At 71.1% G+C, this 20,526-nt stretch carries 12 protein-coding genes; 1 reads left to right on the forward strand and 11 read right to left on the reverse strand.

Features of this window, described 5'->3' with window-relative positions:
* From ACIRDX_RS07410 to ACIRDX_RS07420, 3 genes are all read right to left on the reverse strand, one after another.
* Nucleotides 1–2,399: ATP-binding protein (locus ACIRDX_RS07410; protein WP_396624769.1), on the reverse strand; the 2,399-nt coding region annotated here is incomplete at its 3' end.
* A gap of 135 nt (nt 2,400–2,534) precedes the next feature.
* Nucleotides 2,535–5,162: a response regulator gene (locus ACIRDX_RS07415; RefSeq protein WP_396624770.1), complete on the reverse strand. Its 2,628-nt coding sequence runs from the start codon at nt 5,160–5,162 to the stop codon at nt 2,535–2,537.
* A 4-nt stretch (nt 5,163–5,166) separates the two neighbouring features.
* Nucleotides 5,167–6,282: an FIST signal transduction protein gene (locus ACIRDX_RS07420; RefSeq protein ID WP_396624771.1), complete on the reverse strand. Its 1,116-nt coding sequence runs from the start codon at nt 6,280–6,282 to the stop codon at nt 5,167–5,169.
* A 389-nt stretch (nt 6,283–6,671) separates the two neighbouring features.
* Here ACIRDX_RS07420 and ACIRDX_RS07425 point away from each other — a divergent pair, with 389 nt between their 5' ends.
* Nucleotides 6,672–7,436, forward strand: a complete 765-nt coding sequence (locus ACIRDX_RS07425; protein WP_396624772.1) for a class I SAM-dependent methyltransferase — start codon at nt 6,672–6,674, stop codon at nt 7,434–7,436.
* 57 nt (nt 7,437–7,493) lie between these two features.
* On the opposite strand, the gene ACIRDX_RS07430 is transcribed toward ACIRDX_RS07425, so the two are convergent.
* The 8 genes from ACIRDX_RS07430 to ACIRDX_RS07465 all read right to left on the reverse strand — a co-directional run bounded on the left by ACIRDX_RS07430 (nt 7,494) and on the right by ACIRDX_RS07465 (nt 20,512).
* Entirely contained in the window at nt 7,494–8,615 is a 1,122-nt protein-coding gene (locus ACIRDX_RS07430; protein WP_396624773.1) for a two-component system response regulator, read from the reverse strand.
* The gene (locus tag ACIRDX_RS07435; RefSeq protein ID WP_396624774.1) at nt 8,612–13,030 is read right to left on the reverse strand and encodes a response regulator; all 4,419 of its coding nucleotides are present in this window, start codon (nt 13,028–13,030) and stop codon (nt 8,612–8,614) included. Before ACIRDX_RS07435 ends, ACIRDX_RS07430 begins: the two co-directional genes overlap by 4 nt.
* 135 nt (nt 13,031–13,165) lie before the next feature.
* A complete protein-coding gene (locus ACIRDX_RS07440; protein ID WP_396624775.1) occupies nt 13,166–13,972 on the reverse strand; it encodes a dienelactone hydrolase family protein in 807 nt (268 codons plus the stop codon).
* The gene (locus ACIRDX_RS07445) at nt 13,969–14,619 is read right to left on the reverse strand and encodes a class I SAM-dependent methyltransferase (protein WP_396624776.1); all 651 of its coding nucleotides are present in this window, start codon (nt 14,617–14,619) and stop codon (nt 13,969–13,971) included. The genes ACIRDX_RS07440 and ACIRDX_RS07445 overlap by 4 nt, the downstream gene beginning before the upstream one ends.
* Nucleotides 14,620–14,698: 79 nt before the next feature.
* Complete coding sequence (locus ACIRDX_RS07450) at nt 14,699–15,478, reverse strand: GDSL-type esterase/lipase family protein (protein WP_396624777.1); 780 nt, start codon at nt 15,476–15,478, stop codon at nt 14,699–14,701.
* 32 nt (nt 15,479–15,510) lie between these two features.
* Nucleotides 15,511–16,947: a hypothetical protein gene (locus ACIRDX_RS07455; protein ID WP_396624778.1), complete on the reverse strand. Its 1,437-nt coding sequence runs from the start codon at nt 16,945–16,947 to the stop codon at nt 15,511–15,513.
* On the reverse strand, nt 16,944–18,701 hold the full coding sequence (locus ACIRDX_RS07460; protein ID WP_396624779.1) for an amidohydrolase: 1,758 nt from the start codon (nt 18,699–18,701) through the stop codon (nt 16,944–16,946). The genes ACIRDX_RS07455 and ACIRDX_RS07460 overlap by 4 nt, the downstream gene beginning before the upstream one ends.
* On the reverse strand, nt 18,701–20,512 hold the full coding sequence (locus ACIRDX_RS07465; RefSeq protein WP_396624780.1) for an amidohydrolase: 1,812 nt from the start codon (nt 20,510–20,512) through the stop codon (nt 18,701–18,703). Before ACIRDX_RS07465 ends, ACIRDX_RS07460 begins: the two co-directional genes overlap by 1 nt.
* Nucleotides 20,513–20,526: the final 14 nt, after the last annotated feature.

A 20,526-nucleotide genomic window follows, 5' to 3' on the forward strand; every position in this document is an offset into this window, starting at 1 on the left:
TGGCCGCCGCGCGGGGTGGCGCGATCGAGCAGGCCGCTCATGAGGATGAAGGGGACGTCGGCCCTCGCCTCACGGACGGCGGCGAGCAGGGCGAGCCCATCCATCACCGGCATCATCATGTCGCTCACCACGACCCGCACCTCGGCTGCACGCTTGCCGAAGACGTCGGCGCCCTCACGCCCGTCGCCCGCCACGATCACGGTGTAACCCTGCGCCAGCAGCGAGCGCCGCACGCTGCTGCGGATCGTCGCCTCGTCGTCCACCACCAGCACCAGTTCTCCGCGGCCGCGGCGTGGTGCCGTCGGCTCGGCGACGGCCGCGGCCACCTGCGCCACGGCCGGCAGGAAGTGGATGGCGAACGCGGTGCCCTCGCCGGGTGTGCTGTCGACCTCCACGAAGCCGCCGTGGCTGCGGACGATCCCGCGCACGGTCGGGAGGCCGAGGCCCGACCCCTTCCCAATGGGCTTGGTCGTGTAGAAGGGCTCGAAGATGTGCTCGATCTGCGCCGGCGTCATGCCCGTCCCGGTGTCGCGGACGCGGATGCGCACGAACGGGCCCGGCCGCGCCGGCGAGGTGCCGTCCTGCGGCGGCTCGGCCACGGTCACGTTGCCGGCCTCGAGCGTCAGCGTGCCGCCCTCCGGCATCGCATCGCGCGCGTTCACGCACAGGTTCATCAGCACCTGGTGGATCTGCGTGAGGTCTCCCTGGATGGCCCACACGTCGTCGGCCACCGCGACGCGCACGACGATGTTGCGCGCGAAGGTCTCGCGCGCGATCTTCGCCATGTCGCGACAGACCTCGGCCACCGACACCGGCTTGCGCTCCCCCGGCGCGCCACGCGCGAAGGTGAGCAGGCGACGGATGATGTCGGCGCCGCGCCGCGCGCACTGCTCGGTGGTGTCGAGCAGCTCGCGCGCCGCCGGGTCGGCCACGACGTCGCGCACCAGGGGCGTGTTGATCAGGATCGGCGTGAGGACGTTGTTGAGGTCGTGGGCGAGGCCGCCGGCCAGCTGCCCGAGCGCCTCGAGTTTCTGCGAGTGCCTGAGCTGCGCCTCGAGATGCGCGCGCTCGGCCTCCGCGGCCCGCGCCGTGGTGACGTCGCGCACGACCGCGATGAAGCGTGGCGCCTCGCCGTCGGTGACGCGCTTGCGCGCGATCGAGAGGTCGAACCAGCGCGTGCCCCCGGACAACTCCAGGTCGTAGCTGATGCCGGTCGAGTAGCCCGTGCGATGGGCCTCGTCGAGGGCCGCCTCGAGCTTGCCGACGACCGCGGGCGGCATGGTCTCGTGGATCGTGCGCCCGAGGAATGCGTCGGGCGGCACCGCGAGCAGGTCCACGCGCGGCGAATGGTAGTTGTAGAAGCGCCCGTCGAGGCCGACCTCGAAGATCAGGTTGGGCATGGCGTCGATGGTGGCCTCGAGCTGTGCCCGCGTGGCGTCGGCCTCCTGCTGGACGCGGCGCCCGGCGGCCTCGCGCGCGAAGTGGTCGAGCGCGAAGCTCACGTCGTTGACCATCATGGCCAGCAGCCGTTGCGTCTCCTCGTCGAAGGCGCCGGGCTCGTGCATGTACAGCGTGAGCGCGCCGACGGCGTGGCCAGCGCGTCGCAGGGGCAGCGCGGCGGCCGAGCCCCACGGAGGCCCATCCGGGCAACGGTCACGCCAAGGCAGCGTGCCGGGGTCCTCCATGAACTGCTGGCACCAGTACGGGCGATTCTCGCGGATGGCCGTGCCGGTCGGGCCATGCCCATACGGCGTGTCCGCCGAGGCCGAGACGTGGATGCCCTCGAGGTAGCCCCACTCGTCGCCGTAGGCCGCCTGCGGCTCGACCGCGCCAGACGACTCGTTGATCATCGCGACGAACGCCATGGTGAAGCCGCCAGACACGACCGCCGCCTGGCAGAGGCGCAGCAGCAGCTCCTCTTCCGAACGGGCATGGACGATGGCGTGGTTCAGTTCACTCAGGGTCGCGTAGGACGACGCGAGGCGACGGAGGCGCGTCTGCTCGGCGCGTGCCTCCGTGACGTCGGCGAGGATGCCCGTCAGGTACCGTCCCCGCCCCGCCTCGTCGACGGTGAGGGTGCGGCCGATGGCGCAGAAAGTGCCCCAGGTGCCGTCGGCGCGAGGCAGGCGGAAGTCCCGCGACCGCTCGGGGAGGTCGCCCGCGGCCACCTCGGCGTGGACCGCCGCGAAGTACGCGCGGTCGTCCGGGTGCACGAGGGCGATCCAGTCGCTCCAGCGCCGGATCTCATGCCCGGGGGGCACGCGCAGCCTGGCGACGAACCCCTGCGACAGCGACACGTCGCCGGTGCACAGGTCGATGTCGAACAGGCCCTGTGCCGCTGCGCCGAGGGCGGCGTGGAGGCGGGCAGGGACCGGCGAGACGGCGTCGAGGATCGTCATGCGAGTGCCGGCATGCGCACACGCCTGGCTACTGCCGAAATCGGCCCGCGAACGACGGGCTTGAAGCGCAGCGGCCTGGCCAGGGACGCCCTGACGCGCGCCAACGGACACACCTCGGGCTCACCGCGTGCGACGTCAGGACGTCGGCACCTCTGGCGTCCGGGACTGGCCGTCCAGCCATCGATCGAGCACGCCATCCAGGCTCGACACCGATAGGGGCTTGCTGAGGTAGTCGTCCATGCCGGCGGCGAGGCAGCGCTCGCGATCGCCCTGCATCGCGTGCGCCGTGACGGCGACGATCGGCACGTGGGGCCGCCGCTCGATGGCGGCGGTCTCGCGGATGATGCGCGTGGCCTGCAGGCCGTCCATGTCGGGCATCTGCACGTCCATCAGCACCAGGTCGTACGTGGCACCGTCGAAGGCCCGCACGGCCTCCACGCCCGTGCCGGCCACGTCGGCCTCGACGCCGAGCTTGGCCAGCATGCCGAGCGCGACGCGCTGGTTGACGAGGTTGTCCTCGACGAGGAGCACGCGGGCGCTGGCCCGCAGCGACTGACGGCTGGTGTGGGGCGCCTCCGGCGCGCGGGGCGGCGGCGCGCCGCCGAGCACGTCGCACAACACGCGTCGCAGTTCGACACGTCGCGGCGGCTTCACCACCACGCCATCGGGCCGGCCTTCGCCCTGGGCCTCCGCCCGCATGCCGAGCGGCACCATGCGCACCAGCGCCGGCGCGCCGAGCGCGGCATCCCCCCGAATCAGCGCCTCGAGCGTCGGGCCGTCGTAGCCGGGCATCACCGCGTCGACGATGACGACCGCGCACGGTGTGCCGCGCTGGGCCGCGTCTCGAAGCAGTCGCAAGGCGGTCGACGCCTCGGCAGCCGCCGTGACCACCATCCCCCATCCGGACAGCAGCGCGGTCATCAGCTCCCGGTGGGCGTGGTGGTCATCGACGATCAGGACCGACGCGCCCTCGAGGATCGGCGGCGACGGCAACGACACCGGCGCGGTCGCCGGAAGGGTGAGCGGGAGCGTGAACCAGAACTCGGAACCGGTCCCCTCGGGACTCTCCACGCCGATGGCGCCGCCCATGAGCTCGACCAACTGCCGCGAGATGGGCAGGCCGAGTCCCGTCCCGCCATGGCGTCGGGTCGTGCTGCCATCGGCCTGCGTGAACTTCTCGAAGATCTCGTCGACCTTCTGCGGCGGGATGCCGATGCCGCTGTCCTGCACCGAGAAGCGGATCGCCGCCTCGCGCCCGACCAGGACGAGCGGGGAGACGCGCACGATGACGTCTCCGGCCTGGGTGAACTTGATGGCGTTGGCCGTCAGGTTGGTCAACACCTGTCGCAGGCGCGCGACGTCGCCGACCAGCACGGGCGGCACCCCCGGATCCACGAGGCACACGAGCTCGAGGCCGGCCTGGTGCGCGCGGATGGCGAGCGAGGCCGCGAGGCCCTCGAGCAGGTCGCCGACCACGAACGCCGTCGGGGTGATGTCGAGCCGCCCCGCCTCCATCTTCGAGATGTCGAGGATGTCGTTGATCACGCCGAGCAACAGCTCGCCGCTGGTGCTGATCGTCTCGACCAGCCGGCGCTGGTCGGGTGCCAGTGGCGTGTCGCGCAGCAGCGACGCCATGCCCAGCACGCCATTGAGCGGCGTGCGGATCTCGTGGCTCACGTTGGCGAGGAACTCGCTCTTGGAGCGGTTGGCGGCCTCGGCCACGTCGGCCAACTGACGGGCCCGCGACTCGGCCTCGGTGAGCTGGCGGTTGGTCTCGCGCAACCGGTCGTCGGCGAGGCGGCGCGCGGTGACGTCGAGGACGGTGCCCGCGACCAGTCGCGGCAGGGCGCCATCGCCCTGCTCGACCACCTTGCCGCGCTGCTGCACCCACACCCAGTGTCCGTCGTGATGGCGGACGCGGTACTCCTGGTCCACGTAGGGACACCCGCCCTCGAGGTGCGCCTGCAACATGCCCCTCGCGCCCTCGGCATCGTCGGGGTGCACGAGCGCCCACCAGCGGTCCTTGGACAACAGGCGGAAGTCGAGGGGCGTGTAGCCGAGCATCTGCGCGCCGTAGTCGTTGACGACGACGTCGCCGGTGTCGACGTGCCATTCCCAGGTGCCGGCGTGCGTGCCTTCGATCACGTACTGGAGGCGGCGGCGCTCGCGACGGATGGCCTCCTCGACTTCGCGGCGGGCGGTGGTGTCCTGGAAGGGACCGCTGAGGCGCACGGCGCGGCCCTGCTCGAGCTCGGCCCGGCCCTGCACGCGCACCCAGAGGTGGCGCCCCTGCGCCGTCACGAACGGCACCTCGAGGTCCCAGGGGGTGCCCTCCGAGCGACAGGCCTCCACGGCCGCCCGCAACTGCTCGGCCGCGGCAGCCGGATAGAAGCCGAACAGCGTCTCGAGCGTCGGCACGAAGTCGGGCGGCACCTCGTGGATGCGCCGCGTCTGCGCCGTCCAGCGGACGGCGCCGCTGCGCAGGTCGAGTTCCCAGCCGCCGACGCGCGCCGCCTCGCCGGTGCGGGCGAGCAGGTCCTCACTGGCACGCAGTTGCGCCAGCGTCACGGTCAGCTCGGCATGCTTGGCCTCGAGCTCGCGCGTGTACTGGTCGACGCGGTCCTGCAGGGTGATGGTGCGCTCGAACAGCGCGTAGGCACTGGCGCTGGTGTCCACCGAGCGCTCGACGCGATGCATCAGCGCGGTGTTGATCTTCTCGAGCGTGATGATGCGCTTGCGCAGCGCGTCGACGGTCTCGTCCATGGCGTCAGCCGCCGAGCGCGAGGCCGGTCATGGTGTGGTTCATGTGCAGCCCGTTGTACTGCTCCCCGTAGGTGCTGAAACCCAGGAAGGGGTACGGCGCCAGCACGGCGTTGGCCGACGACAGGCGTCCGGCCTGCTCGAGCTCGAGCCGGCGCAACACGCAGTCGAACCCGAGGATCAGCGAGAGATTGTCGAGTGACGACGTGGCGGCCTTGAGGTGGGCCTCGAGGTCGGTGACCAGGTCGGTGGGACGCGCCAGTGTCAACACGAGGCCGGTGTCGATCGCGCAGAAGAAGCTGAGCGAGCCGTCGCCGTTCACGCGCTGGATGGAGCGCACGTAGTACCGGCCCCCCAGGCGCAGCATCACCGGGTGGGCGGCGAACACCTGCGGCGACAATCGGCTCGTGTCGAGGCCCACCACGCGCGCGTAGCGATCGGCGGCGGGTTCGCCGTCGATCTCGAGCACGCGCCGCGTCGCGACGTCGGCCTCGGTGATCACCAGCTTGGTGTCGGTGGGCGCGAAGTGCTGGAGCATGAAGGACGAGAACGGCAGCGTCGTGTCGACGCACGCGAGGATGCCGGCGCCCTCGTGGAAGCGGCCGTCGTGATACACGAGCGTGTGACGGAAGTCGAGGCCGTCGCCGGCAGCGCCGCCGATCACGGGGACGCCTCCCAGCTGGCGGTTCACCAGGGCGCTGACCGGCTCCTCGAGCATCGACAGGCCATCGAGGAGCAGCAGGGCGAAACGGCGGGCGGCGCCGGCCGGCGGGGCGGTCACGTCGGCCGGCAACTCGCCGCCGGCGCGCACGAACTCGGCCAGCGACGGCAGGAACACCGTGCGCACGTCGAGTTCGGCAGACGCGAGCGATGCCCCCACGATGCCGCCGGAGGCGTACCCCACGTCGGCGCCGATCTCGCCTGCCGTCGTGCACGCGAGGACCGGGCAGGTGAAGTGCGCGCCGATCGCGCGGCCGAGCGCCTCCCGATCGTAGCGCGGGCTCACGAAGACGAGCGCGAGCCGCATGTCGGGCTGGACGATCTGCGCCGCGAGGTCGGCAAGGGCCGCGTCGGCCTCGGGCAGGTGGCTGCTGCCGCGGCGTGTGCGCAGGCGTTCGGTCATGGACGGACACTCCCCGCCGCATGGTCGGCGGACCGCTTCGGGCATCGGCGCCCGCGCGCCGATCTTGAACCACGCCGCGAGCGCGCGACAAGCGACTCGCGATGGCCACGGCACGCGGGATATCCTTCGATATCGGGGCTTGGGGCTTGGGGCTTGGGGCTTGGGGCTTGGGGCTTGGGGCTTGGGGCTTGGGGCTTGGGGCTTGGGGCTTGGGGCTTGGGGCTTGGCCGGCAGTCGGCAGTCGGCAGTCGGCAGTCGGCAGTGACAGCGAGTCTTTCTGTCTTTGACCTTTGACCTTTGACCTTTGACCTTCCGAATGAGGCATGAGGCATGAGCAATGAGGCATGAGCAATGCCCAGCCCCTAGCCCCCAGGCCCTAGAATCCGTCCATGAGCAATCCGTTCAGCGACGAACACATGGCCGCCGGCTATGCGGCGGCGCGGCCCCCGGTGCATCCGCGCGTGCTCGCCCTGCTGCGCGACTGGCTCGGCGGACGACACCACCGCGTGGCCCTCGACCTCGGGTGCGGCGCCGGGCTGTCCACGCGTCCGTTGCGCGAGATGGCGGCCACCTGCGTGGGATTCGACCCAGCCGAGGCCATGGTTCGCACGGCGCGCACGCTGCGCCCCGACCTGCCGTTCGTCGCGGCAGGGGCGGAGGCGATGCCGTTCGCGACGGCCTCGGTCGATCTGGTGGCGGCCGCGGGCTCACTCAACTACACGCGCGACCTGGCCGCGGTGTGGCCCGAGGTGCGGCGCGTCCTCACGGCCGATGGCTGCCTGGCCGTCTACGACTTCGCCACCGCGCGCAGCTTCGCCGACGGCGACACCCTCGATGCGTGGTTCCAGGCCTTCACGACGCGGTATCCCTACCCGGCCGGCCAGGCCATCCCGCTGTCGCCCGCCATCCTCGCCGAACGCGCCAGCGGCTTCCGCGTCGAGCGCGGTGAGGACTTCGCCATCCCGATCACGCTCACCCCGGAGTTCTTCGTCGACTACATGCTGACCGAGACCTGTGTCCAGGATGCCGTCCGTCGCGGCACCCCCCTCGAGTCGGTCCGCCAGTGGTGTGAGGCGACGCTCCCCGACGTGTTCGGCCGCAGGCCGCGACCGGTGTTGTTCCGCGGCTACCTCGCGACGCTCACCGCACACTGAGGGCGCGGCCGGGCCGGCGCGTGGGGCCGTCTGCGGAGCAGCCAGCCGCACGGCCCCTTACGCCGGCAGCCCGTGATGGTCGGGGTCGGCATAGGTCTCGGCGATGGCGGCGAACTCGGATCGAATCTCGAGGAAGGCCTCGACGACCTCGGGGTCGAAGGCGGTGCCGCTGCCCGACACGATCTCCGCGAGGACCTGCTCGGGGGTCCAGGCGCCACGATAGACACGCCGCGACGACAGCGCGTCGTAGACGTCGGCAAGCGCCATGAGCCGGGCCGAGATGGGGATGGCCTCGCCGGCCAGTCCCTGGGGATAGCCGCTGCCGTCCCACTTCTCCTGATGCGACAGCGCGATCTCCTTGGCCGTGCTGAGGAAGCCGACCTCGATGCCGAGCAGCGTCTCGGCCCTGTCGATCGCCTGGTAGCCCAGCGTGGTGTGCGTCTTCATGATCGCGAACTCGTCGGGCGTGAGACGGCCGGGCTTGAGCAGGATGCGGTCGGGAATCCCCACCTTGCCGATGTCGTGCAACGGCGCCGACCGGAACAGCATGTCGATGGCACGGTCGGTCAGGTAGGCGGCGAAACGGGGGCGCGACCGCAGGCGCAGCGCGAGCGCGCGCACGTAGTGCTGCGTCCGCCGGATGTGATGCCCCGTGTCGCTGTCGCGCGTCTCGGCCAGCGAGGCCAGCACGTGGATGGTGACGTCCTGGATGGCGGTGAGCTCGCGAGCGCGGCGTGCGACCTCGGTCTCGAGGTACGCGCTCTTGTCGCGCAGGAAATCGGCCGAGGCCTTCAGCGCCAGGTGCGTGCGGACGCGCGCAAGCACGATCGGCGGGCTGATGGGCTTGGTGATGTAGTCGACGGCGCCGGCGTCGAGGCCACGGGCCTCGTCCTCGACGTCGCTCTTGGCGGTGAGGAAGATGACCGGCACGTCGCGCGTGCGCGCGTCGGCCTTCAGTCGCGCGCACACCTCGTACCCGTCGAGTCCCGGCATCATCACGTCGAGCAGCACGAGGTCCGGCGGCGTGCCGGTGGTGGCCAGATCGAGCGCCCGCGCGCCGCTGGTCGCCACGCGCACCCGGTAGCGCGGGGCGAGCAGCGTGCTCAGCACGGTCAGGTTCTCGGGCACGTCGTCCACCACCAGGATGACGGCCTGCTCGAGCGGATGGCTCGTCGTCACGTGTGGCTCCCTTCGAGTGGCAGCCCCCTGGCGCGTGCGGCCTCGAGGAGGACGCTGCGGGCCTCCTCGTAGTCGAAGCGTTCCATCGCCGAGCGCATCGTGGCCACGGCCTCGCCGTACGCGGCGTGGAGCATCTCGATGCCGTCCTCGAGCGCGCCGGCGGCGTCCGTGTCGCCCGCGCCGAGCATCGCGGCGAGGCGTGCGGTGACGGCGCGCAGGGCCACCTCGTCCACGTCCGGCTTCGGACCATCCGGTGACCGGACCGGGGCCGTGCGCACTCGGGCACGGATGCCATCGGCCAGATGGGTGAGATCGGCCCCGAGATCGTCGATCGCCGCGTGCATCACGTCGGCGCCCGCCCCGCGGGCAATGGTGCGCTCGGCGCGGTCGGCGGCGGCCTGCACATCGCCTGCGCCCAGCATGCCGGCCACGCCCTTCACGCTGTGCGCGATCCGCTCGGCTTCCCCGCCGTCGGCGGCGCCGAGCGCAACGCGGATACGCTCCGCGGCATCGCCCCACTGGTCGGCGAACCGCAGCAGGAGCGAGGCGTACAGGCCGCGCTTGCCGAGTGTGCGTTGCAGCCCCGAGACGACATCGAGCCCGGGGATGTCGTGTGGGAGCACGATGTCGGCATCCTCGGCCGGAGCGGGTGGGACCGGGCCGCGCGACGCTGGCGCCGGGGCGACCGACCGGCGGGCCGGAATCCAGCGCAGTAACGCCGCCCACAGGCGGTCCGGATCGATCGGCTTGGCGACGTGGTCGTTCATGCCGGCGTCGAAGCACTGCTGGCGATGCGGCGCCATGGCGTTGGCAGTCATGGCGATGATGGGCAGCGCCTCGGGCGGGTGCGACCTGCGGATCTCGCGCGTCGCAGCCAGACCGTCCATCACGGGCATCTGCATGTCCATCAGGACGGCGTCGTACTGCCCGGCACGCACCTGCTCGACCGCCACCTGGCCGTTGGACACCACGTCGACGTCGAAGCCCGCCCCCTCGAGCAGCTCGCGCGCGACGATCTGGTTCATGTCGTTGTCCTCGGCCAGCAGGATGCGGCACCCTCGCAACCGCTCCAGGCTCGCCTCGAGCGCCGACGAGGGTTGGTCCACGTAGGCCACTTCGCTCCGGGCGGCGCCGAGCGCCTGCACCATCGTGTCGTACAGCAACGAGGCGGTGACCGGCTTGATGAGCACCGACTCGACGCCGGCCTCGCGCGCCTCGCGCACGATCTCCTCGCGGCCGTACGCGGTCACGAGGATCAGGTGCGGCGCCGCCTCGAGGCCCATGCCGCGAATCTGGCGGGCGGCCTCGACGCCGTCCATCCCCTGCATGCGCCAGTCCAGTGTCACGATGTCGAACGCGTCGTCGGCCTCGGCCGCGGCCCGGACGCACGCGATGGCCTCGGCACCCGACCCCGCCGACTCGACGCGGAAGTCGAGGCTCGAGAGCAGATCGGCCAACACCGCCCGCGCGTGCTCGTGGTCATCGACGACGAGCACGTGGCGCCCGCGCATCTCGGGCTCGGGGAGCAGGTGGCGGGTGAGGCGGGTGCTCCGGCCGAAGCGCGCCGTGAACCAGAACGTCGAGCCCTCGCCGAAGGTGCTGTCGACGCCGACGGCGCCGCCCATCAGTTCGGCGAGCTGGTGGCAGATCGCCAGGCCGAGACCGGTGCCGCCGTACTGCCGGCTCGTCGAAGCGTCGGCCTGCGTGAAGGTCTGGAACAGGCGGGCCTTCTGCTCCGGCGTGAGCCCGATGCCGGTGTCCTGGACGAAGAAGGACAGCAGCACGGTGCCGGCATCCTCTTCCATCAGGCGGACGGTGACGGCGATCTCGCCCGTGTGGGTGAACTTGACGGCGTTGTTGCCGTAGTTGATCAGCACCTGCGCCAGGCGCAGCGGATCGCCCACGAGCAGGTCGGGCACGTTGCGGGCGACGTCGAAGATCAGCTCGAGTCCCTTGGCGCCGGCCTTCTCGCGGATGAGCGCCGCCACGTTGTCGAGCACGCGGCTCAACTCGAACTCGGTGTGCTCGAGCGAGAGGCGGCCCGACTCGATCTTCGAGATGTCGAGGATGTCGTCGATCAGCCCGAGCAGGTGCTGGCCGGCCTGCTGGATGCGCTCGAGGTGCTCGCGCTGCCGCGCGTCGAGGCTGCCTTTCAGGGCCAGGTGCGTCGACCCGATGATCACGTTCATCGGCGTCCGGATCTCGTGGCTCATGTTGGCCAGGAAGTTGGCCTTGGCCTGCGCGGCCTCCTCGGCGAGTGCACGGGCACGGCGCATCTCCTCGTCGAGCCGGCGACGCTCGGTCACATCCTCGATCGTCGCGATCGTCACCGTGTTGTCGTCATCGTCGGAGAAGAGGCGCTGCAGGCGCCAGTTCACCCAGAAGCGCGTCCCGTCCGAGCGCTCCACCTCCCACTCCTGGCTCGCGCTCGCCCCTGCCTCCAGGCGAGGCTCGATCGTCGCGAGGAAACGGTCGCGCTCCTCGTCGCCCCCCCCGAAGAAGATCGAGGTCGACTGGCCGGCCAGCATGTCGGCGGGCAGGCGGAACAGGTTGCCGACCGGGGCGTTGGCGCGCAGGATCCGGTGCGCGGCGGTGTAGACGATGCCGATGGGCGCGTTGCCGAAGATCACCTCCTGCTCGCGCATCAGCGCCTTGATCTGCTCGTCGCGCTGGTGCTTGTCGCTGACGTCGCGGATGGCGGCGCACGCCGACGGCGGCCGCCCGTCCAGCCCCGGCAGCATGGCCAGGCCGGCTTCGATGGGCACGCGCGACCCGTCCTTGCGGCAGCCGTACAGCACGCGGCCGACGTCGGCCATCGTGCCCATGTGGCCACCGTGGAGGAACCCGTCGCGCATGCCGACGTGACGCTGGCGCAGGCCCTCGGGTACGAGGACCTCGATCGACCTGCCGAGCAACTCGCCGCGGTCGTACCCGAAGATCTGGTCGAGCTGCGCGTTGGTGAGCGCGATCGTGCCGTCCTGGCGCACCACGATCATGCCGTCGGGCGCCGACTCGATGATCGCCGAGTACCAGGCCTCGGTCGCCTTGAGCGACGCCTGCTGCGCCTCGAGCTCGTCGGCCTGTTCCTCGAGCCGACGCGCCTGCTCGCGTACCTCGTCGAGGAGCGCCTCGCGCCGGCTGTTGCGGAACAGGGTGGCCAGTCGGCCGCCGACCAGCGTCGGCAGTGCCTCGAGCAACTGCCGGGCGCGCATGCCGGGCGCGACATAGCCGGCCAGCACGATCACGCCGAGGCTCACCCCATCGCCGATGAGGGGCACGGCCGTCACCGTCGCGGCCAGTCCATCCCCCAGGCCCGTCTTCAGGGCGAGGTGCTCGGAGGGAACGGCATCCACCGAGAGCACCCGGCCATCGCGCGCGGCCTGCCCGGCAAGGCCCTCGCCGTCCAGGAAGCGCTCCGGCAGGCGTGCATTGGCGTCGAGGCCGTAGCTGCCGACACGCACGAAGGCCGCCTCCTGGATCTCGCCCGGCGCGCCCAGGTCCCGGATGTAGGCTGCCGCGCCAGCGGCCGGCACCAGCGGCGCCAGCATCGAGAGCATCCGGTTGCCGCATTCGGTCGTGAGTTCCATGCGGTTGACGACCGCCGCGAACTCCTGCACCACGCCACGCACCCAGCCCTCGTCCTCACGAGTCGCGTTGATGGCGCGATAGGCTTCCAGCGTGCGTGCGAGATCGCCGAGTTCGGTCTGCTCGTGCTGGTGCCCGAAGCGGACGTCCGTGTCGCCGGCGACGAGGCGCCCGGCCTGCTCGGTCATCGTGACCAGCGGCTCGATGACGCGCCGACGGAAGAAGACGAAGAGCGCCGCGGCGAGGAACACGAGGTTGACGACCAGGCCGACCAGCGCGGACCGCGAGGCAAAGTCGGCGCGCGTGGTGAGGGAATCGATCTCGCGCCGCTGGCGCGTCTCGACGTCGGCCCGCACCCGCAGGATGGGGTTGATGACGGCCGTCTTGCCCTGCTGGTACTCCTGGCCCCAGGCGGCGGCGACGGCCTCGTCGCGGCGGCCGGCCGCCACCATGTCGACGATGGTGCGCTCGAACTCGGCGAGGTCGTCGGACGCGCGCACGGCTTCGCGGATGCGCTCACGTTCCGCCAGCGTGAGATAGGGACGCGCGGCGGCCTCCGCGGCCTGGCGCGAACGCGTGACGTCCAGTTCCTCCTCGAAGCGGCGCCGATGCGACGGCTCGGCCGTCGACGCGAAGGCACGGAGCTCGTCGGTGAGCAGGTCGCTGCCCGCACGCAACTGCTCCAGCGCCCGCACGGTGGCGAACATGTCCTCGTACGCCTGCCGGCGGTGCTGGATCAGGTGCAGCGCGCCGAGGTACGCGGCGATGCTGGCCGCTGAGATCAGCAGGATGGAGACAATGAGGAGACGGCTGGTCGGATTGATCCGCATGGCGCTGTGCGGCGGGCGCGCACGCGTCCGCATACGGATCATCGGCTGTTCCGACACGCGCTGCATCGGGAATCGGCCGACTGTCGTTGGGTAGGGCTCGCCAACGCCCCCTGCGGCGGCAGGAGCAGCGACGGGTCAGGGACGGGGCGCGTGCGGCGCCGCGAGCAGCCGCCCCAGCGCCTCTGTGGCATTGCTCACGAACGCCTGGCGTCGCGTCTCGTCGGTGCCTCCGCAGGCGGCCCGGGCCGCAAGGCTCGTCGGCCACTCGGCGTCCACGTGGGTGGCCCCCGGGATCCGCACCACCTGCACGCGATCGCCGAGCGCCGCGATAAGGTCGCGGGCGTTGCCGCGCGCGTTGCACGCCGAGGGCTCGGCCAGGATCACCACGGCCCGCGCCTGCAACCGCGCGGCCGCTCGCGCACCGAGGCCGTCGCGATCCACCGGGTCGAGCCCGATCCACACGCGCACGCCGGGATCGTCGGCTGCCGCCAGCAGCGTCGCCAATCCGCCCGCGGAGAATCCGATGAGCGCCACGCGCGCAGGATCGAGCGCGACGGCGGCTGGGGGATGTGCAAGCAAGGAGGCCACCAGCCCCCGGATGGCAGCGCCGTTCCTGGCGTGATCGGCCCACGCCGGGAGGTCAGGCACCGCAACCACGTCGCCCTGCGTGGCCAGGTGTCGCCCCCAGCCGGCCATCTGTGCACGACTGCGCGAGAACCCGTGTGCCACCACCACGAGGGGGCGCGGCCCTGCCGGCAAGGGCGATGGCCGATACAGGTCGAACCGCACGCGACCCGCCGTCGTGGCGACCTCGCGCAGTTCGCGCGACCACGGCGTGCCGACCGGCGCGTCCCTGCCAGCCCTGACGTGCGTCCCGCCGATCGCCACGGTGGCGCCGAGCAGGGTGAGCGCCGCGACGCGCGCGAGCCACCGCGCCCTCATCGGCCGGCCGTGAACACGAGGAAGTACTGGTGCGGCAGCATCGTGTGCTCGGCGGCGAGCTCGAAGCCGGCGGCCTGCACCTCGGCCAGGACCTCGGCGCGCGTCAGCTTCATCGACGCCGGTGGCCCGACGGGGGCGTCCTTGTGGAAGTCGACGATGGCGAAGCGGCCGCCCGGCTTCAACGCGGCACGGATCCGGGCGAGATAGGCGGGCCGACGTTCGACGTGGTGCCACGTGTCGCAGATGAACACGAGGTCGACGCCTGCCGGCGGCAGCGTCGGGTCGTCGGGCGGCGCGAGCACCGTGGACACGGCCGTCAAGCCGGCGCCCGCGGCCCGCGAGCGCACGGCGTCCAGCATCGGCTGCGACACATCCACGGCCAGCACGCGGCCGGCGCCGACGTGGCGCGCGAACCGCAACGTGAAGTACCCCGATCCGGCGCCGATGTCGGCCACGACCATGCCGGGTGCCAGGCCGAGCGCCATCACGACCTCGTGCGGCTTCTGCCAGGCGTCGCGCGCCGGATCGTCGAGCGACGCCATGTAGGCGGTGGGGTCCCCGTGCAGACGGTGGGCGTCGTGCTCGGTGGCCACGGTCTGTGCGGCGGCAGGGCTGCCGACAAGGGCGGCGAGGAGGAAGCAGGGCATGACGCGCATACCGCTCGAGTATCGCGTACCTCGACCGCCGACGGATGCCCAGGCCACGGCCATGACCAGGCGACCTCGCCTAGGGCCGCGTCATCTCGCGCCACGCCTGCTCGACGACCGGCCGCACCGTCGCCGTGAGCCGTTCGTAGGCTGGAGGCAGGTAGTGCAACTGGTCCGACAGGTACAGTTCCATCCGCGGCTCGCCCCGCTCGTCCTGCAGCGCGACATTGATGTCGAGATAGCCGCGGTCGGCGACGGTCGCCGAATACGCCTGCACCAGCGCATTGGCGCGATCGACGACGTCCCAGCGGTCGCGTTTCTGCGGCGCCTTGATGATCGACGCGAAGTAGACCCGCGTGCCCGGCAGCGTCGCGCGCACCCGCTCGGAGAACTCCCGGTAGTGCCAGGCGATGTCCTCGGCGGTCTCGCCGGCATTCACGTCGTTGCTGCCGCAGTAGTACACGATGATGCGCGGCCGGTACGGCAGCACCACGCGATCGAAAAAGTGGAGTTGCTCCGGTGTGCGCGAGCCCCCGAAGGCGCGGTTGAGCACCGGCAGCGGCGCCATGTGGGCGCCCAGGTCCTTCCACAGGCGGAAGATGCTGCTGCCGACGAAGAGGATGCCGTCGCGCGGCAGCGGTGCCGCGCGGTCGGCCGTCTCGAAGGCGACGATGTCCTTCTCGAAGCGCGACAGGTCGATCGGACGCGGCGCCGTGGCGGCCACGGCAACCGTCGGCGCGGGCTGGCCGAGGGCCACCCCGGCCGTCGCGGCGGCCACGGCCGAGCACAGTGCGGCGACGAGCAGGTGGCGTACGCGCGCCAGCAGGGAGAGAGGCCCGAGAGGCGTGGAGATGGTCATCGAACCACGCATTATGCCGCCTGCCCGCCTGCCTAGAACCGGAACTCCGACATCAGCATGACGGCGTAGCCCTCGTGCCGGCCGCCGCCCGCGTATTCGGTCCGTCGCCAGGTGCCCTCGACACCGAAGCGGGTCATGCGGCTCTGGTCGAACCAGACGTTGGCGAAGGCGGTCTCGTTGGTCAGGAACGACCCGATCGCGACGTCGCCCTCGTCGACCGCGTCGATGCCGTAGCCGGCGTAGCTCCTGAGGCGTGGACTCCACGCCCACGCGACTTCGCCCCATCCCCCGGCGCTCCGGATCGCCTCCTGGGTCTGCAGGTTGACCGTCTGGTTGATGGCGCCGAGGTACGGTCCCATCGATGCGCCCGTGTAGACCTCGCCCTGTAGCCCGAGGCGACGTCCGATCTGCACACCGGCGTCCGCCGCCACCCCCCAGAGGCGTGTCTCGAACTGCCGGAACTCGCCGGTCGGCGAGAAGGTCCGGTATGCGCCGGTAACGGCCGACGCACCGGCCTCGAACGGCGACCATCCGAGCACCGAGTCCTTGGACGACGATGCGCGGGTCCAGGCCACGCGGACCTCGCCGTTGGGCACGCCCGTGTTCTCGGTGTACTGCGTGAAGTTCGGTGCGATGTTGGTCGGCAGCGCATCGGCGACGGCCGCCGTGATCGTGAGCGTGTCGTGCGCGCCGGTCTTCACGTACCGCTCCCCGCGGAACTGCGTCTTGAACGAGTTGCCAGGATTGCCCGACGAGGCGAACGCCGACATCGAGTCGATCATCGTCGGGATACGCGGGCTGAAGACGTCCATCTGCATGCCGAACGAGAACTTCCAGTCCTCGTTGGCCATGTAGCCGTACAGGGCGCCCGGATAGAACCCGTACTGCCCGGAGAGCAGGTCCCCATCGAAGAACTGCGCGAGGATCACGCCACCGAACCGGAACGACTTCCATGGCAGTCCATCGATGGCGAGCAGGAACGTGCTGAGGCGCGCATCCAGCTTGGTCGAGCCTTCGTCGGCGCCGAAGTCCGGCAGGACGAAGAAGGGCGTGGCATCGGGCACCATGCGCGCGGTTGTTGTCGTGATGGTCGTCCGCACTGATCCGCCGAGCGTGACCGTCACGCCGGGGAATCGGCCCCGCACCACGGCCGGCGCAGGAGTCGTTGCAGGCTCCTGCACCGCGGGCGCCGCCAGCGGCGCCGCTGCAGGAGCGGCAGGGGCCGAGTCGGCCTCGCCCGCCTCGTTGGTCTCTGCCGGTACGCTGACGTCGTCGGTCGCGGTCGCCACTGGCGATGCAGGACGGACGGTCGTGACGACGGGCGCGGGCACGGCCGTCGACGTCGTCGTGACACGCGCGGCGGGCCACGTGCCCCGCCGCCCCGCATCGATCGGCGCCTGGGCATGGGCGACCGCCCCGACCGACAGCAGCGCCAGGGCCAGCGGGGTGACGCGAGCAGACGTGATCATGGCGTGGTCACGGGCGCACGGTAGACCGACACGCCCTCCTTGATGGTCTCGAGCACCTGCAGGCGCGCCAGCACGGCACGGTCGACGCTCATGGGGTTGCCGGACACGATCACGAAGTCGGCCAGCTTGCCGGCCTCGATGGTGCCCTTGCTCTCCTCCTCGAAGTGCTGGAACGCCGCCCACGCCGTCATCGCCTTCAGCGCGACGTACGGATCGACCCGATGCCCCTCGCCGAGTACGGTCCCGCTGCGGGTCGTGCGGTTGACGGTGGCCGACAGCACGCGCATGGAGTCGGGCAGCGCCACCGGTGCGTCGTGGTGCGAGGTGAAGATCATGCCGCGCTGCAGCGCCCACCCGGTGGGCGAGATGTTGGCGGCACGCTCGCGCCCGAGCACCGAGTCCCGGTGCCAGTCGCCCCAGTAGAACGTGTGCATCGGGAAGAACGCCGGGATGATGCCGGCGGCGTTCATCGCCTCCACCTGATCGAGGCGCGCCGTCTGCGCGTGGATGGCGACCGGGCGACGGTCGGTACCGGGTACCGCCGCCGACGCCGCGGTCACGGCCTTCAGGAACTGGTCGATCGCGGCATCGCCATTCGTGTGCGCAAGTACCTGCCAGCCTTCCCTGAACGAGCGCGTCACGGCGGCCTCGACCTCCGCGTCCTTCATCGTCGCGTAGCCGGCGTAGGACTTCGGTCGCCCGGCTGGCACGACGTGATAGGGCGTGGTCAACCAGGCCGTCTTGCCCTGCGGCGACCCATCGAGCGTGAGCTTCACGCCAGCGATGCGGAAGTGGCGGTCGTACGCCTTCGAGACCTTCATGAACGGCGTGTCGACCGCCGTCACGTAGGCCGGGTACGAGACGACGTCGATGGCGAGCCTGCCGGCGGCGGCGGCCCGCCGGAAGGCCTGTACATTGGCGGGATCGGTGGCGCCGTCCTGCGCCGTGGTGAAGCCGAAGCGGGTGTAGAGCTGCTGGCCGGCCTGGATCAGCTCGAGCGCCGTGTCGCCGCCGAACCGCGCCATGACGACCTTGTAGAGCACCGCGTAGTGGGCCGTCTCCTCGAGCACGCCGTCGGGTTCCTTCGAGTCGGCACGGCGGCGGATGACGCCGCCTTGTGGGTCGACAGTGGCCGCCGTGATACCCGCGAGTTCGAGCGCCTTGCTGTTGGCGGCGCCGAGGTGGCCCGACTGGTGGATGACGTAGATCGGCAGGTCCGTCGAGATCGCGTCGAGTTCGTCGCGCGTCGGATGCCGCTGCTCCTTCAGCTGTGAGTCGTCGTAGCCGAAGCCGACGACCACGCCGAAGCGCCGGGGCACGTCCGACGAGGCGAGCCACGCTTTGGTGGTCGCCTGGAGGGCCGCGATCGAGTCGTTGCCGCCGTCGGGCGGCGGCAACAGGTTGGCCGCGATGGCCTGCAGGCCCACCGCCGAGACGTGTCCGTGGGCATCGACGAAGCCGGGCAGCATCGTCCGGCCGGCGAGATCGGCATGCGTCGCCGCCGCGCCTGCCTGCGCAACGGCATCGCCCTTGCCGCCCGCGAATGCGATGCGGCCCTCCTTCACCACGACAGCCTCGACGTAGGCCGGCGCGTCGCCGGCCATGGTGAGAATCGGGCCACCGGAGTAGATGGTGGCCCGTGACAGGGCCGCGGCAGGCGCGCCGGTGCCTCCGTTCGTGCTGGTGGGCGCGGGCCCGGCGCACGCGGTGATCCCTCCCAAGGCGAGTACGAGCCCGAGCGGGCGCCAGGCCATTACTTCGTTCCTGCCTTGTAGACGGTCGTGCCTTCCTTGATCGTCTCGAGGACCTTGATGTCCTTGATGGTCAGCGGATCGACCTTGAGGGGATTCTTCTCGAGGATCACCATGTCGGCGAGCTTGCCCGCCTCGAGCGTGCCCTTGGCCTGCTCTTCCTTGATCTGGTAGGCCGCCATGGCGGTGACACCGCGCAGTGCGTCGTAGGGGCCGATCGACTGCTCGGGGCTCACCACCGTGCCGCTGTTGGTGCGACGGTTCACAGCGGCATCGACCAGCGCCATGACCGACGGGCTCGGCGTCACCGGCGAGTCGTGCGAGAACGAGAACGGGATGCCGGCCTCGAGCATCGTCCTCGACGCCATCGACGTCTTCGCCCGTTCCGCACCCCACATCTTCAGAACGGCGTCACCGCCAATCGGCAGTGACCCCGACAGGAAGGTGGGCACGGCGCCGACGGCCTTGATGCGTGCGACCTGGTCGGGGCGGACGTAGGTGGCGTGGATCAACACCGGGCGGTGGTCGCGCATGCCGTGCTTCTTGATGGCCTTGTCGATCGCGGCCAGCGCCTGGTCCATCGCGGCGTCGCCGTTCATGTGCATGTTGATCTGGATCCCGGTCGTCCAGAATCGATCGAGGGCCGCCTCGAGGACGGCATCGGGAATCTGGCGATAGCCGCTGAACTTCCCGGTCTTGCCCGGCGGGTTGACGACGTAGGGCTTGGTGAACCAGGCGGTGTCGAGGCTGCCGTCGAGCCAGAACTTGATGCCGCCGAGGCGGACGCGGTTGATGTAGCGCTTGTCGAGGTCGGGGCGCAGCGCGAGGATCTTCGCCGACGTGTCGCCAGGGGCCTTGTCGTATTCCGAGGCCACGCCGTAGGCCGCGTTGATCATGTCGTCGGTGACCGAGTCCTTGGCGCAGACGTAGAGGTCGATGGGCAGCAGCTTCTTGTCGATGGCGTTGCGCAGGATGTCGATGTCGTCGGCGCCGAGGCCGATGCCGCAGTCCTGCGCCGTCGTATGGCCGAAGCTGGCCCAGACCTTCGCGCCACCCAGGGCCGCACGGTCGGCGAGTTCACCCGTGAACGGCGGCCGCCTGCTGCGCACGGCGTTGAGCGCCGTCTCCTCCATCGGCCCCAGCAGCGCCTGGCTGCCGGGCGTGCGGGAAAACGTGCCGCCTGCCGGGTCGGGCGTGCCGGCCGTGATGCCCGCGGCCGTGAAGACGACGGAGTTGCCGGAGCCGAGGTGCCCCGAGCTGTCGACGATCAGCACGGGCCGGTCGGCCGAGATCGCGTCCAGTTCCTCGATGGTCGGCGTCCGCCCTTCCTTCATCTGCTTGGCCTGGTAGCCGAAGCCGACAATCCACGCGCCGGCCGGCACGTCGGCCACGTGCGCCTTCATCCGGGCGATCAGTTCGGGGATGTCCTTGACGCCGAACAGGTCGGCGTCGATCAGGTTCTTGCCGAAGTAGATCATGTGGCCGTGGCCGTCGATGAACCCGGGCACGAGCGTCCTGCCCGCGAGGTCCACCTGTGAAGCGCCGGCGCCGGCCCTGGTCAGCGCCTCGGCCTTCGGGCCCGCGAACAGGATCGTGCCGTCCTTCACGACCAGCGCCTCGACATAGGCCGGCGCCGCGCCTGCCATCGTGAGGATGTCGCCGTTGTGATAGACGGTGGCGGCCGTGGCCGACGCGGCGGCCGGCCGCGCGCTGCCGACGGGCGGGGCCGACGAGGGTGGGGTCGTCGCGGGTCCCGAACAGGCCGAGAGACTCGCAACGGCCAGGACGAGAGTGGGCAGAACGGATTGACGCATCAGCGGGCTCCTGC

Source organism: Luteitalea sp., assembly GCF_044337415.1.
In the GTDB taxonomy this organism is placed as follows: domain Bacteria; phylum Acidobacteriota; class Vicinamibacteria; order Vicinamibacterales; family Vicinamibacteraceae; genus Luteitalea.